General features: G+C 72.4%; 13 protein-coding genes and 2 pseudogenes. 8 read left to right on the top strand and 7 right to left on the bottom strand.

All coding sequences use genetic code 11. From position 1 onward, the window contains the following. Nucleotides 1–333: 333 nt before the first annotated feature. On the top strand, nt 334–1,365 hold the full coding sequence (locus AB0G56_RS36035; RefSeq protein ID WP_360978491.1) for an LLM class flavin-dependent oxidoreductase: 1,032 nt from the start codon (nt 334–336) through the stop codon (nt 1,363–1,365). Nucleotides 1,366–1,593: 228 nt separating this feature from the next. Here AB0G56_RS36035 and AB0G56_RS36030 read toward each other — a convergent pair. Then, a pseudogene (locus tag AB0G56_RS36030) lies at nt 1,594–1,779 on the bottom strand (LuxR C-terminal-related transcriptional regulator); the annotation flags it as partial. Between AB0G56_RS36030 and AB0G56_RS36025 the strand changes: the two are divergent. After that, nucleotides 1,717–2,607, top strand: a complete 891-nt coding sequence (locus AB0G56_RS36025) for a hypothetical protein (protein ID WP_360978534.1) — start codon at nt 1,717–1,719, stop codon at nt 2,605–2,607. The pseudogene AB0G56_RS36030 and the gene AB0G56_RS36025 sit on opposite strands and share 63 nt — an antisense overlap. Then, nucleotides 2,555–2,872 (top strand): hypothetical protein, encoded by a 318-nt coding sequence (locus tag AB0G56_RS36020; RefSeq protein ID WP_360978488.1) that lies wholly within the window; start codon nt 2,555–2,557, stop codon nt 2,870–2,872. The genes AB0G56_RS36025 and AB0G56_RS36020 overlap by 53 nt, the downstream gene beginning before the upstream one ends. On the opposite strand, the gene AB0G56_RS36015 is transcribed toward AB0G56_RS36020, so the two are convergent. Then, nucleotides 2,859–3,887, bottom strand: coding sequence for an alcohol dehydrogenase catalytic domain-containing protein (locus AB0G56_RS36015; RefSeq protein ID WP_360978485.1), 1,029 nt, complete (start codon nt 3,885–3,887; stop codon nt 2,859–2,861). The two genes, AB0G56_RS36020 and AB0G56_RS36015, sit on opposite strands and share 14 nt — an antisense overlap. 119 nt (nt 3,888–4,006) lie before the next feature. After that, nucleotides 4,007–4,123 (bottom strand): annotated as a pseudogene (locus tag AB0G56_RS36010) (aldo/keto reductase); the annotation flags it as partial. 222 nt (nt 4,124–4,345) lie between these two features. Between AB0G56_RS36010 and AB0G56_RS36005 the strand changes: the two are divergent. Further along, nucleotides 4,346–5,254 carry a helix-turn-helix transcriptional regulator gene (locus AB0G56_RS36005; RefSeq protein ID WP_360978482.1) on the top strand — a complete coding sequence of 303 codons (909 nt, stop codon included), beginning with the start codon at nt 4,346–4,348 and terminating at the stop codon, nt 5,252–5,254. Between the two features lie 197 nt (nt 5,255–5,451). Continuing rightward, nucleotides 5,452–6,321 carry an SDR family oxidoreductase gene (locus AB0G56_RS36000; RefSeq protein WP_360978480.1) on the top strand — a complete coding sequence of 290 codons (870 nt, stop codon included), beginning with the start codon at nt 5,452–5,454 and terminating at the stop codon, nt 6,319–6,321. A gap of 17 nt (nt 6,322–6,338) precedes the next feature. Here AB0G56_RS36000 and AB0G56_RS35995 read toward each other — a convergent pair whose 3' ends face one another. Further along, nucleotides 6,339–6,647, bottom strand: coding sequence for a hypothetical protein (locus AB0G56_RS35995; RefSeq protein ID WP_360978477.1), 309 nt, complete (start codon nt 6,645–6,647; stop codon nt 6,339–6,341). A gap of 223 nt (nt 6,648–6,870) precedes the next feature. Between AB0G56_RS35995 and AB0G56_RS35990 the strand changes: the two genes are divergently transcribed. Beyond that, nucleotides 6,871–7,302: an ASCH domain-containing protein gene (locus AB0G56_RS35990; RefSeq protein ID WP_360978474.1), complete on the top strand. Its 432-nt coding sequence runs from the start codon at nt 6,871–6,873 to the stop codon at nt 7,300–7,302. A gap of 48 nt (nt 7,303–7,350) precedes the next feature. Continuing rightward, nucleotides 7,351–8,877 carry a carboxylesterase family protein gene (locus tag AB0G56_RS35985; protein WP_360978471.1) on the top strand — a complete coding sequence of 509 codons (1,527 nt, stop codon included), beginning with the start codon at nt 7,351–7,353 and terminating at the stop codon, nt 8,875–8,877. Between the two features lie 152 nt (nt 8,878–9,029). Here AB0G56_RS35985 and AB0G56_RS35980 read toward each other — a convergent pair whose 3' ends face one another. Next, nucleotides 9,030–9,707 carry a response regulator transcription factor gene (locus AB0G56_RS35980; protein ID WP_360978469.1) on the bottom strand — a complete coding sequence of 226 codons (678 nt, stop codon included), beginning with the start codon at nt 9,705–9,707 and terminating at the stop codon, nt 9,030–9,032. A 146-nt stretch (nt 9,708–9,853) separates the two neighbouring features. Here AB0G56_RS35980 and AB0G56_RS35975 point away from each other — a divergent pair, with 146 nt between their 5' ends. After that, nucleotides 9,854–10,819: an alpha/beta hydrolase gene (locus tag AB0G56_RS35975; protein WP_360978466.1), complete on the top strand. Its 966-nt coding sequence runs from the start codon at nt 9,854–9,856 to the stop codon at nt 10,817–10,819. A 42-nt stretch (nt 10,820–10,861) separates the two neighbouring features. On the opposite strand, the gene AB0G56_RS35970 is transcribed toward AB0G56_RS35975, so the two are convergent. Both AB0G56_RS35970 and AB0G56_RS35965 read right to left on the bottom strand, forming a co-directional pair. Beyond that, nucleotides 10,862–11,569, bottom strand: coding sequence for a hypothetical protein (locus tag AB0G56_RS35970; protein ID WP_360978463.1), 708 nt, complete (start codon nt 11,567–11,569; stop codon nt 10,862–10,864). Between the two features lie 176 nt (nt 11,570–11,745). Further along, nucleotides 11,746–12,174, bottom strand: a complete 429-nt coding sequence (locus tag AB0G56_RS35965) for a hypothetical protein (RefSeq protein ID WP_360978460.1) — start codon at nt 12,172–12,174, stop codon at nt 11,746–11,748. Nucleotides 12,175–12,278: the final 104 nt, after the last annotated feature.

Here is a 12,278-nt window from a genome sequence, read left to right as displayed (position 1 = left end):
CGAGGGGCTGCTGTCCCCGGGCGAGATCTCGCAGGCAATGCGCGGCTCGGACCCGGACCAGACAGAGAAGAACAGACAGGCCCCCCGCGCCTGTTGTCTTTCTCCGCACCCTAAGTGGATCTTCAAGCGGACGTCAAGGGTTTTCCTCTCCGAGAGGACTCGCCCAGCGGACCGACGCGCCGTCAAGCGACTTTCGCCATCGATTTACCCGACCAAAGTCAGGATTGAAAAGCAGGGGTTGATTCCAGCACGAAGTCGGTTGTCCAATTGACCGGGCCGATGGCCGATACGGCACATCTCCCGCCGGCCGCCCACACCACCGAAGGAGCAGCCGTGCGTCTTGGCGTCGCTGTCGCGTACTGGCCCTGGTTCAGGCTGAAGGAGCAGATCGAAGTCGCCCGGCTCGCCGACGACCTGGGACTCGACTCCGTCTGGGTCGCGGAGACCTGGGGGCAGGAGGCGGTCTCCCTCCTGGGCCACCTGACGGCCGTCACCGAACGCGTCCGGCTCGGCGCCGCCGTCCTGCAGATCCCGGCCCGGCAGCCCACCACCGTCGCGACGGCGGCGGCGACCCTCGACGACCTGTCCGGCGGACGGTTCATGCTCGGCCTGGGGCTGTCCGGACCGCAGATCTCCGAAGGCTGGTACGGCGTCCCCTTCACCAGACCGCTGCCCAGGACCCGGGAGTACGTCGAGGTGATCCGCGCGGCACTGAGCGGGAAACCGGTCGACCACCAGGGCGAGCAGTGGACCATTCCCGCCTACGGGCAGGGACTCGGACAGGGGCTGCCGTTGAAGCTGCTCGCGCCGCCGGCCCCCCGCCGGATACCGCTCTACCTGGGTGTTTCCGGAGCCAGAACGGTCGAGCAGGCCGGTGCGATCGCCGACGGCTGGCTCCCGTTCCTGTTCAGTCCGGGACACGGTGAGGAACTCACCGCGCCGCTGCTGCGGGGAATCGAGAAGGCCGGCCGCAGCCGGCCGGACGTCGACATCGCACCGATCGTACCCATGGCGCTCGCCGACGACCCCGCCACCGCACGCCACCAGATCCGCCCTTTCCTCACCTTCTACTTCGGGGGCATGGGGTCACGGGAGCGGAACTTCTACGTCGACCTCGCCGAACGCTACGGCCACGGAGCATCGGCACGGGCCTGCCAGGAACGGTTCCTCGCCGGAGACCGGCGCGGTGCCGCGGCCGAACTCTCCGACGAGCTGATCGACCTCGTCTCGCTTCCCGCCACGGACGGCACACTCGCCGCGGGGCTCGACCGTTACCGGGCCGCCGGCGCGGACACCCTCATCGCCATGCCGTTCGGTGACCGATCCCGCCTGCTGCGCGCCCTCGCGTCGCATCGCGCCGCATGACTGCAACGGCACTGCACGGCATTGCACGGCACGGCACGGCATTGCACTGCACGGCATTGCACGGCACGGCACGGCATTGCACGGCATGGCCGGAACGCTTTCCTGCTCGCTCTCCCGCCTTTTCTCCCGGTCCATGCAGTTCCGCGAAAAGAAGATCTACATACCCTGCGTCCCGATCGGTGAGCCCCAAGAAATCCCGGCGGGATACGAATTCCGTCGTGCGTGTCGTCAGGCGCGCAGAAAGGCAAGGACGGCCAGTACCCGCCGGTGGCCCTCCGTGTCGACCGGGAGGTCGAGTTTGCTGAAGATGTTGCCGATGAGCTTGTTCACGGCCGCTTCGCTGATGAACAGGTGCTTGGCGAGACCGGCGTTGGCGCGGCCCTGCGCGATCAGCGCGAGGACCTCGCGCTCCCGGGCGAGCTGATCGCCGACCCGCGCCGTGCCGCCTCGCTGGTGGCCCCGGTGATCGCCGCCGTCGGTTTCGCGGTGCTGCTCAGCGGCATGGTGGAGACGACGCGGGTGGCCTACCCGGCGGGCGAGGCCATGAAGGTGAAGGGCCAGACGGTCGTGACCGCCGACGGCACACCCGGCAACACCGACGAGGTCGTCGCCGCCGACCCGGTGGGCAAGGCCGCCCTGCCGACCCGCGCTTTCGTGCTGAAGGACCAGCTGAAGGTCCAGCAGGCCGCCGAGGGCCCGGGGCACGCCGCCGCCCCGGCCGGCGCGACCGTGCTGGACGTCCTGGGCAGCCGGGACCCGCGCTGGGGCAAGCCGGGTCAGGCGGTGCTCGGCGAGCGCACCGCCGAGGGCCTGGGGGTGCGCAAGGGCCAGGAGGTGCCGGTCCGCTTCGCCGGCGGCGCCCTCGTCACGCTGCGCGTCGGCGCGGTCCTGCCCGCCGACCCGGCCCGCGGCGACTTCGTGGTCGCCCGTGACCTGGTCCGCGCCCACGATCCGGCCGCGCTCACCGACGACATCTTCGTCCCCGGCAACGCCGTGGCCTCCGGCGCGATCCCCGGCACGGCGCTGCACGACGCCGCCGAGTACGCACGTGCCGACTACCAGACCGACGCCGAGCTCACCGACAGCCTGGCCATGATGCTGATCGTCATCGCCGTCGGCTACAGCGTGCTCGCCGTCGCCAACAGCATGGCCATGGCGGCCCACGGCCGGCGTCGCGACCTGGGGGGTGATGAAGTCCGCCGGTGGCACCGACCGCCAGTTGCTCCTGGTCTCGGCCGGTGAGACCGCCACGGTCGTCGTGATCGGGGCCGTCCTCGGCGTCCTGGTGACACTGCCCCCGCCGGCGGGCCTGGCATCCGGCCTCTTCCGGGCCGACTCCACCGACGTGGGCCTGCACTTGGACACCGCCACTCTCGCGGCCGCGATCGCCGGCCCCTGCCGGCTGCCGTCGCGGCCGGGATCGCGGTCACCGCGAAGAGCCTGCGCGGGCAGACGCCGTGAGAAGCACGGGCGCGGCGGAGCGCGTGACGCGGTCACGGGCGGATGAGGGCCTTGAGGACCTGGCGGTCGGCCATGGCCCGGTAGGCGTCCGGTGTCCGGTCGAGGGGGAAGGCCTGGTCGAAGACGCGGCCCGGGGCGATGGTGCCGTCGAGGACGTCGGGCAGCAGTTCCTCGATGTAGGCGCGGGCGGGGCTGGCCCCGCCGGTGAGGGTGATGTTGCGCATGAACGCGGCCGGGCCGATCGGCCCCTGCTCGTACTGCGGGACGCCCAGGCGGCTGACGGTGCCGCCGTCCACGACCGCGCCCAGGGCGGTGTCGAGGGCCTGCCGGGTGCCGACGGCCTCGATGACCTTGTCCACGCCGCCGGTCAGCTCGCGGATGCGGGCGACGCCTTCCTCGCCGCGCTCGGCGACGACGTCGGTGGCGCCGAAGGCGCGGCCCAGGCCGGTGCGGCCTTCATGGCGGCCGGCGAGCACGATCCGCTCGGCGCCGAGTCGCCCGGCGGCGATGACCGCGCACAGGCCGACCGCGCCGTCCCCGACGACCAGCACCGTGTCCCCGCGGCCGACGCCGGCGGTGACGGCGCCGTGGTGGCCGGTGGTCATCACGTCCGACAGGGCCAGCAGCGACGGCACCAGTGCGGAGTCGGCGGCCACCGGCAGTCTCACCAGGGTGCCGTCCGCGTGCGGGACGCGTACGGCTTCGCCCTGCCCGCCGTCGACGCCGTCGAAGCCGTAGCGGCCGCCGCCGCGGCACGAGACGTGCAGGCCCTTGGCGCAGTAGTCGCAGGTGTTGTCGCTGTAGGTGAACGGGGCGACGACCAGGTCCCCCGCCTTCAGGCCGGTCACGCCGGCGCCGGTCTCCTCGACGACGCCGAGGAACTCGTGCCCCATGGGGCGGCCGGTGCCGGTGGCGGGCATCGACCGATAGGGCCACAGGTCGCTGCCGCACACGCACGCGGCGACGGTGCGCACCACGCCGTCGGTCGGGTGCACGATCTTCGCATCGGGCCGGTCCTCGACGCGGACGTCTCCGGCTCCGTACATCACTGCTGCACGCATGAGAGGTGTTGCTCCAAGGGGAAGGGGTGTTGCTTCGGGGGGTTGCTTCAAGGGGGGTCGCTACGGAGGGGGTTCCTCCAAGTGGCGGGTTGCTACAGGGGGTGTTGCCCCAAGGGGGGCACGGTCCTGATCGACTCCGCCTCGTCGGTGCCGGACCCGGTGTAGCCGTGGGACATGCCCATCGCGCCCGGACCGATCCGGGAAACCTCCAGGTCACGCAGTTTTGTGAAGCGCATCTCGCCTCTTCGTTCCGATTCGCGGCATACCCGGCACCCCTGCTTCCGCCCGGCCTGCCGCCTCGTGTCCGTGGTCGGCTCCGGCGTCGGCCGGGGTCCCGGCCTCCTGTCCCTTCACCTTCGCCCGGATCGCGCCGCCCTGGCAGGGCGGGCTCTTCGGGGGTAATGACAGGGCCCCCCTCTCACCCACGCGGCGGGTGCCGGGCAGACGAGACTGGAGTCATGGCATCCGAGAGCGCGCACAGCGGGGGCGCCGAGCTGGGCCGCTACCTGCGGGCCCGCCGCACCCAGACCAGCCCCGGACACGTCGGCCTCACCGTCGGCGCCGGCATCCGCCGCACCCCCGGCCTGCGCCGTGAGGAGGTGGCCACCCTCGCCGGCATCAGCATCGACTACTACGTGCGCCTGGAGCGCGGCAAGGAGACCCGCCCCAGCCCCGCCGTCCTCGACTCGCTCGCCCGCGCCCTGCGCATGGACGACCAGGAGCACCAGCACCTGCGGGAGCTGGCCGCCCGCGCCGCCCGCTACACCGCGCAACCGCCGCCCGCGCCCAGCCGCACCGTGGGCCCCCACCTCAAGCTGCTGCTCGAATCACTGCGCCCGAACCCCGCCTACGTCATCAGCCGCAGCATGGACGTGCTCGCCTGGAACCCCGGCGGCCTCGCCCTGTACGCGGGTCTGGCGGACTGGCCCGCCACACAGCGCAACCTCGCCCGCTACCTCTTCCTGCACCCGGCGGCCCACCACCTCTTCACCGACTGGGACCGGCAGATCACCGCCTGCGTCGCCCGGCTGCGCGCCGTCGCCGGCACCGCCCCCGACGCACCCGACCTGACCAACCTGGTCGGCGAACTCCTCCTCAAGAGCCCGGACTTCGCGGGGCTGTGGGAACGCTACGAAGTGACCGGCCGCAAGCCCGCCCACAAGACGTTCCGCCACCCCGACGTCGGCACGGTCACCCTCACCTCGCAGTCGCTGCACGTGGAGGGCACCCCCGGCCGGCGCATCGGCGTCTACACCGCCGAACCCGGCACCCCTGACCACGACGCCCTGCTCCTGCTCGACATGACCGCACCGCGGCAGGCAGAACGCCCCGCGCCCGGCCCGCGAGCCACCGGCAGGCAGCCGTGAGCCGCCACGCCACGGGCTGACACGACCGAAAGGCTCCGGGCGGGCGTGGACGGCGGTGCGCCACGGCGCCTCCCAGGGCGGCGCCGCCGGCCCGGCGAGGCCCCGCGAGGGTCGGCGCGACGGCTCCCGGCATGCCGTCGGCGCCGTCCCTCCTTACGGTGAGCGGGACGGACACTGCCGCGTGAGAGGACCGTTCCATGCCGGTCTCCGAGAACCCCCTGCGCGGACGGACGGCCGTCGTCACCGGAGCGGCCCGCGGGCTGGGGGCGGCGATGGCACGGGAGCTGTCCGCGCGGGGAGCGAAGGTGGCGCTGCTCGGGCGTGAGGAGCGGCTGATGACGCGGCTCGGGGAGTCCCTGCCCGGTGTCAGCGAGTGCTGGGAGGTCGACGTCACGGACGACCGGGGCATGGCCCGGGCCGGGGAGGAGGTCCGTGCGCGGCTCGGTCCGCCCTCCGTCGTGATCGCGAACGCGGGCGTGGCCGAGAGCGGCCCGTTCGCGGGCTCCGACCCCGCGGTGTGGCGCCGGGTGATCGAGGTGAACCTCATCGGCAGTGCCGCCACCGCCCGGACGTTCGTCGAGGACCTGTTCCGCACGCGCGGCTACTTCCTCCAGGTCGCGTCGTTCGCCTCCCTCGGCGCGGCGCCGATGATGAGCGCGTACTGCGCCTCCAAGGCCGGGGCGGAGTCGTTCGCGCACTCGCTGCGAGCAGAGGTGGCCCATCGGCACGTGGGGGTCGGCATCGCGTACATCAACTGGACCGACACCGACATGATCCGCGACAGCGACCAGTACCCGGTGCTGCGGGAGCTGCGCGGCCACATGCCGCCGCCCGCGCGCAAGGTGTACGCCGTCGAGCACGTGGCGTCCCGGCTGGTCACCGCGATCGAACGGCGCCGCCCGTCGGTCTACGTGCCCCGCTGGCTTCGCGCGGCCCAGCTCGTACGTGCCGCGATGCCCGCGGTGGTGACCCTGGTGGCGCGCCGCGAACTGCCGCACCTCACCGCCGCCGAGCCGTTCGAAGCGACGGGGCTGCTCGGTGCCGGCGGCCGGGCCGACCAGGCATGATCCGCCTGCGGTGACGGTCAGGCGCAGTTCCCGTGCGCGGTGAACTGCGCCAGCTGGTCCTTGACCCAGGGGTCGTACACGGCGATCCGCCGGGCGGCCGCCGGATCGAAGAGGCGCAGCTGGTCCATGATCCACGCGTCGAGGCGGTGGTGTGCGGCGGCCCGGGGCGCGGGCTCGTGACGGGCTGCCGCCGGAGCCGGGTGGCCGGGCCGGCCGCTGTGCTGCGGGGTGGCCGCCACCGCCGCTCCCCCACCGGCCAGGAGTGTGCCTCCGACGGCCACGGCGGTGATGCTCGCGGTCGTGATGTGTCGCATCAGCTTGTTCACGGGTGCTCCTCCGGCTTCGCGCGACGACAGGACCAAAGCGGAATCAAATGATCCGCTTGGTCCGCCTACCCGGCCCCACACGCGATACACGGGCCGGGGCCGGCCCTCTGGACCGAGCGTGGGACGGTGCCGCCGCCTGCCGGGGCACGGTGCTGCCGTGGGGGCGGGCGCGAAATCAGCGGTGGCCCTTGATCGACGCGGGCGGGCTCCGTACATTCGCCGGATGGGACATGACGACCTTCCGGCCCTTGAACTCGCCTTCCCGGGTCCGGAACGCGACCGCGGTGTGGCGGCGATCGTGAGCGGCCGGAAGACCGCGCTCACGGGTCTCCTGGAGATCTACGAGCACGCTGGGGAGGCGGTGCCGGTGCCGGGTCAGCGCTTCTCGGTGCTTGATTCCGAGGGCCGTCCGGCCGTCACGATCGAGCTCGTCGACGTGCGCGTGGTTCCCATCAGGGAGATCGACGACGACTTCGCGCGGGCGGAGGGCCGCGGCTACTCCGACGCGGCCGAGTGGCGGGCGGCCCACGAAGCGTTCTTCCGGAGCGACGGGGTGAGCGAGTACCTGGGACACACCCCGGTCATCGACGACGACACCCTCGTCGTCGCGGAGCGCTTCCGAGTGGCCGAACCCGCCGCCCCGGGCGGCCGGTGACCCGCCTCCTCCTCGACGAAGTTCGTGCCCGTGAAGGGTGACGGTCGCGTGCGCCCACGCGGTGGGGAAGCAGTCTTCCGGACGACGAGCGGCCGTGTGCGAGGCCGCGGGGTCGGGGACGGTGTCACCGCCGTGCTCGGTGTCCCGTACGCGGCCGCGCCCTTCGGGGCCCGCCGGTTCCGGGAGCCGGCGCCGGCGCCGGCCTGGGGCGGGGTCCGGGACTGCACCGCCTTCGGCCCCATCTCCCCGCAGTCGGCGCAGCTGCCCGGAGCGCCGGTGTGGCGCCCCGGCGACGAGGACATCCTCACCGTCAACGTGTGGGTGCCCGAGCACGCGGGCGGCGGCGGGTCGCCGGTGCTCTTCTGGATCCACGGGGGCGCCTACACCTTCGGCTCCTCCGCACAGCCGGACTTCGACGGGGGCGCCCTGGCCCGCGCCGGACTGGTCGTGGTGAGCTGCAACTACCGGGTGGGCTTCGAGGGCTTCGGCCACGTTCCCGGGCTCCCCGGCAACCGCGGGCTGCTCGACCAGGTCGCCGCGCTGTGCTGGGTCCGGGAGAACATCGCGGCCTTCGGCGGCGACCCCGGGAACGTCACCGTCGCCGGGCACTCGTCCGGTGGCGGCTCGGTGGCCTGCCTGATGGCCATGGAGCGGACACGGGGGCTTTTCCGGCGGGCCATCGCCCACAGCGTGCCCGACACGTTCTTCAGCGTCGAGCTGGCCGCCGCGGTCACCGGGCGGATCGCGGTGGAAGCCGGTGTCGCCGCGACGGCGGCGGGACTGCTGTCCGTGCCGCCCGAGGCGCTGGTGGCCGCCTCCGACGGGGTCACCGCGCGCTGCGGTACCGACCCCGTGGCTGCCATCCATGCCTTCGACCCGGTGATCTTCCAACCCGTCGTCGACGGCGAGGCGCTGCACACGGACCCGCTCCGCGCGCTCGCCCACGGGACCCGGGCCGCGCGGGAGGTGGACCTGCTGGTGTGCCACACCCTGGACGAATACTGGTTCCTCCACGCGGTGGGAGCCGTACGGGAGGTCGTCACCGAGGCCGAACTGGCGGACTTCACCGAGGCCTTGCACCTCCCGGCCCACCTGGTCGACGGCTACCACGCGTCGATGCCGGGCTCCCCGGTCCTCGACCGCTACCTCACGATCTTCGGTGACGCGCGGTTCGGCGAGTACACCACCCGCCTGGCCGAGCAGCACGCGAAAGCCGGCGGCCGGGCGTTCCTGGCCCGCTTCGCCCGCAGACGCGAAGAGGCCAGGCCCTGGCACACCGGGGACGTCCCCTTCGCCTTCGGCAACCTGGACGCCGCCGGCGCCGACTTCCTCATCGGGGGCGCCCCCGACGGCCACGACCGCGCCCTGTCCCGCCGTATGCTCCGCTGCTGGGCCGACTTCTCGGCCACCGGCGACCCGGGCTGGCCGGCGGTCACCGCCGAGGCCACGCCGGTCAGGTTCTGGGCCGTCCCCGGCGACCACCTGGCCGCCGACGACACGTCCGGGCGCCGCGCCTTGTGGCACGACGTCCGGTTCGACCTGCTGCGCCCCGGGCGGGCGGCCGGGCACCGCTGACGCGGACCGGTCCGCCGTACGGCTACGGAGACACCCGTGGCGGCTTCACGCACGTGTCCGGGGCCTCTTACCCGAGCGTCGGCGGACGCCCGGGGCGCAGGTGAGCGCGGGCCCGGTCGCGGGCCCCTCGGTCGCCCGCCCGAGTCGCCGTCTCAGGCGGGATCGACCAGGCGGTAGCCGATCCCGCGGACGGTCTGGATCGGGTCCGGGTCACCGAGCCGACGGCGTAGCCGGCCGATCAGCGCCTCGATCGCGTGGGGTTCGGGCCGGTGCTGTCCGCCGGCGCAGTATGTGGCCAGACGGTCCCGGGTCACCAGCGCGCCGCCGGCCAGCAGAAGGGCCTGGAGGACCGCGGCCTCCGGGCCGGTCAGGGTCAGCGGTACCCCGGCGCGGGTGAACCGGCCGCCGTGCCCGTCCCGTTCCAGATCGCCGAAGCGCAGCCGGGAAGCCCGGTCGGCGACCACGGGGCCCACGGGGGCGCGGCACAGGACCCGCACGCGGGTGGCCAGTTCGGCGGTGGTGAAGGGCGTGACCAGGTAGTCGTCCGCGCCCTGCTCGATGAGGGACGCCCTTTCACCGGGCGAATCGAGCGCGGTCAGCATCAGGACCGAACCGGTCCAGCCGGCCCGGCGGTGGGCGGCGACCAGGCGCAGGACGTCTCCGTCGGGCTGCGCCCGGTCGCCCACCAGACCGTGCCAGGCGGCGCCGCCCAACTTGAAATCGGCTTCGGCGAGATCGGCTGCCACGTCGATGTCGTAGCCGATCCGGAGCAGACACCTGGACATCGCTGCCGCAAGGTTCGAGGCGTGCTGCACGACGAGTATGCGCATGGCGTCCGACTCTAGGCGGTGAGCAACGGACGGCGGGAGCCGCTGCGCGGCACGAGCCCTCACAGGCGCCCGGGAGCGTGACGGTGAGGACACCGGCCACGCGGAGGACACCGCCCGCGTCGAGCGACGGCGCGTACGCTCGGCTCATGATCGAGCACCGCGTGGTCCATGTGAACGGGATCCGGCTGCACATCGCCGAGCAGGGCGAAGGCCCCCTGGTCGTGCTTCTGCACGGCTTTCCCGAGTCCTGGCGCTCCTGGCGCCACCAGTTCGCTCCCCTGGCCGAAGCGGGGTTCCGCGTGGTGGCACCGGACCAGCGGGGCTACGGACGCAGCGACCATCCCGCCGACGTCGAGGCGTACACGATCCTGCACCTGGTCGGTGACGTGGTCGGGCTGATCCGGGCGCTGGGCGAGGAGAGGGCGTACGTCGTCGGGCACGACTGGGGGGCACCGGTCGCCTGGCACACCGGGCTGATGCGCCCGGACCTGGTCCTCGGGGTGGCGGGCCTGAGCGTGCCGCCGCCGTTCCGGGGCAAGGAGCCGCCGCTGGCCGCCATGGACAGGGCCTTCGGCGGACGCTTCTACTGGAACTACTTCGACCGCCCCGGTGTCGCCGACGCCGAGTTCGCCCGGGACACGCGCACCGCACTGCGGAAGTTCCTCTACTCGGCGTCCGGCGAGGCTCCCGGAGACGTCAAGCAGCCGCTCGTCGACCCCGAACGGGGCTGGCTCGCAGCCATGCCCGATCCCGAGACCCTGCCGGGGTGGCTCACCGAGAGCGACCTCGACGCGCTCACCGAGAGCTTCTCCGAGGGCTTCACCGGTGCGCTCAACTGGTATCGCAACCTCGACCGCAACTGGGAACTGACCGCACCGTGGGCCGACGCCGTCGTCACCGCGCCGTCCCTGTACGTCTACGGCGACCGCGACCCCGTTCCCGCCTTCCCCGGCACGCCCGAACTGATCAGGAGCCTTTCCGACCGCATGCCCGGCCTGCGGCGCGCCCCTGTCGAACTGACGGGCTGCGGGCACTGGACCCAGCAGGAACGCCCGGCCGAGGTGAACGCGGCCCTCGTCGACTTCCTCCGCTCCTGCCCGCAGAGCCCGTGACACTAGCTCGCCGAGGGGCGCCGGCCGCGGTGGGACCGGCCCCTACGAGCCGGGCGGCAGCAGATCGCGGGTCAGCGCGAAGGCGGCGGTCGCCGTGGACAGGAGGGCGTTGATCCTTCCCAGGATGCGGGTGGTCCTGTCGCTGTCCTGCGCGTCGACGGCCGAGGCCAGGTCGTCGGCGTACTCCCGCGCCCGTACCGCCTCGTCGGGGGTCGCGGTGTCCGCGTCCGTCCGCAGGGCGTCGATCAGTTGCTGGTGGGAGATGTCAGGTCCTTGTGCCCTGTTGCCGTAGCCTCCGTGGGCCACGGCCTGGGGGCTGTTGACGTTCGCCACGAGGAAACCGCCCGACGCGGACGAGATGTGCACTCCTTCGCCTCCTGCCCAGATGAACTTCGTCTCGTACTCGGCCCAGCCCTTGCGTGTCACGCCGTACCCGCCGAACCGCCAGCCCTTGACCTTGATCAGCTTGTGCTTGATCGGCTCGGCCAGGATGTTCAGGACGTCCGCCCGGTTCCATCCCCGCTCGGTGAAGTAGTCCGTCATCACCACGCGCGGGCCCGGGTTCGTGGCCCGGCGGCAGATCTCGCGGAACGCCTGGCCCTGACACGCCTCCAGTTGGCCGGGGGCGAGAGACGGTTGCGGCAGCCCTCTTCGGTGCACGGTTCTGCGGATCGATACGAACACTCCGTAGAACGACCAGCACAGCAAGGCGATCACCACAACCGACCCGATCGGCATCTCCCTGCCCATCACCCTCCCCCCGTCCGTCCCAAGGCAAGGAATGGTAAAGCGAGTTGGCGTGCCAGGGAATCGGTTCGACCGACTGCCCCTCCCGCGCACCGGTGGTTTCCCGCCTCTTCGACCCGAAGCTGATCGGACGGGAATTCGACGACAGGGCATCGGGGAGTTGCGGCGGTTGTCCCGTCCTACAGGACCGCGACCGTCTCCTCGTCGGCGTACCTGAACCCGTCGTTGTCGAAGTAGAAGACGGTGACCTTGACCCTGTCCCCCTTGTCGAAGTGCGAGCCCGCGGCCGGGCGCATGGTCACCAGCGCGACATGGTCGTCGTAGTCGCAGACCAGCTGAGCCTTCTTGACCGTGCCCGCGGCGATGGACTGGTCGTGGGGGCTGTGGTCGAGCGTCGTCGCGTTGGCCACGAGTTCGTGGTCCATGCCGACGTCGCAGGAGTAGGTGACCTTCACCTGCACGCCGGGGGTGTGCAGTGCCACCTTGTCGATGGACAGCAGATTGGCCTTGGCCGCCGCCGAGGGCGCGGTCGCCAGGGCCCCGGCACCGATCAGGAGCACGGTGGCCGCGGTTTTGGCGACGCGCCGGCGGAGACTGGATGACGTCATGCGGGTTTTCTTCCTTCCCCCTTGCGCCGTCACCCTTGGTCGAGGCGTGGAGAATTCTCCAACTGGGCGGGCGACTGCGGCAGTTCGTCGATTCGCCCAGGACG

Origin of the sequence: Streptomyces sp. NPDC021356 (genome assembly GCF_040641015.1) — a bacterium.
Classification (GTDB): Bacteria; Actinomycetota; Actinomycetes; order Streptomycetales; family Streptomycetaceae; genus Streptomyces.
The sequence above is the reverse complement of the archived record's forward strand: the minus strand, read 5'-3'. Positions and strand labels throughout refer to the sequence as shown.

Excerpts from the sequence above, each read along its gene's own strand:
- AB0G56_RS36020 (WP_360978488.1), top strand. The coding sequence starts at position 2,555 with ATGAAGTCCGCCGGTGGCACCGACCGCCAGTTGCTCCTGGTCTCGGCC.
- AB0G56_RS35980 (WP_360978469.1), bottom strand. The coding sequence starts at position 9,707 with ATGCGCATACTCGTCGTGCAGCACGCCTCGAACCTTGCGGCAGCGATG.
- AB0G56_RS35975 (WP_360978466.1), top strand. The coding sequence starts at position 9,854 with ATGATCGAGCACCGCGTGGTCCATGTGAACGGGATCCGGCTGCACATC.
- AB0G56_RS36005 (WP_360978482.1), top strand. The coding sequence starts at position 4,346 with ATGGCATCCGAGAGCGCGCACAGCGGGGGCGCCGAGCTGGGCCGCTAC.
- AB0G56_RS36000 (WP_360978480.1), top strand. The coding sequence starts at position 5,452 with ATGCCGGTCTCCGAGAACCCCCTGCGCGGACGGACGGCCGTCGTCACC.
- AB0G56_RS35990 (WP_360978474.1), top strand. The coding sequence starts at position 6,871 with ATGGGACATGACGACCTTCCGGCCCTTGAACTCGCCTTCCCGGGTCCG.
- AB0G56_RS35970 (WP_360978463.1), bottom strand. The coding sequence starts at position 11,569 with ATGGGCAGGGAGATGCCGATCGGGTCGGTTGTGGTGATCGCCTTGCTG.
- AB0G56_RS35965 (WP_360978460.1), bottom strand. The coding sequence starts at position 12,174 with ATGACGTCATCCAGTCTCCGCCGGCGCGTCGCCAAAACCGCGGCCACC.
- AB0G56_RS36015 (WP_360978485.1), bottom strand. The coding sequence starts at position 3,887 with ATGCGTGCAGCAGTGATGTACGGAGCCGGAGACGTCCGCGTCGAGGAC.